Below are 889 nucleotides of genomic sequence, written 5' to 3' on the forward strand. Positions count from 1 at the left end.
ATAATGCTTGTCGAACTCTATGTGGTAGTCGATATTAACGCGTGCAAGTTTGAACTCGACATACTCATAATGCTTCGCGGGAAGCGATTTAAGCGCTGGCTTATCCAAGGCTTCAAATTGACTTAAGCGGGAACCCGGTAGTTTCTTAAAGGCACGGCGGTTAAGGTCATCTAGCAAGACCTTAATAGTCTGATTTAGATCTGCCAGCGTGAAGAAGGTTTGATGTCGTAGTCGAGCCAGTATCCAGCGCTGCACGATCAATACCGCGTTTTCTGCTTTTGCTTTATCCTTGGGCTTGAGTGGCCTAGCGGGAATGATCGCCGTTTTATAATGTGATGCCATGTGCTGGTAGCTCACATTGATACCGGGGTCATAACGAGCTGGCTTGCTGACAGCACTGCGTAACTGGTCAGGCACAACGATCTCCGGTACGCCGCCAAAGAACTCAAAGGCTTTCACATGTGCGTTAATCCAGTCGGCTTTGCGTTGCGTCCATGACGCCATTGCGAAGGTGTAGTTACTCGCGCCAAGTATGGCTACAAAGATCTCAGCTGAACGGATCTCGCCAGTATCCGGGTTAACGATAGGTACCGTGGCCCCGCTGTAATCCACAAACATTTTTTCACCGGCAAGGTGAATCTGGCGCATGGAGCGCTTTTGCTTAGAACGCCATTCACGATAGTAGCCGCAATATTGCGAATACTGATAGCCCGCGTCGCCATGTATTTGCTTATATTCCTCCCACAACAATTGCTTGGTAACGCCTTTGCGCTTGAGTTCTTGGTGAATGGCAGCGCAATCAGGCATAACCCGACCATGGCGCGTATTGATCTTGGCGTCGGGGAATAATAAACGTTCTAGTTCATTGTCAGTCATCTCTATTGGAAGT

General features: G+C 48.8%; 1 protein-coding gene. It reads right to left on the reverse strand.

The features are described from left to right. On the reverse strand, positions 1-889 hold an 889-nt coding region (gene istA / locus A3761_RS03200), incomplete at both ends, for an IS21 family transposase (RefSeq protein ID WP_156491549.1).

The sequence above is a fragment of the Oleiphilus sp. HI0123 genome (assembly GCF_001635315.1).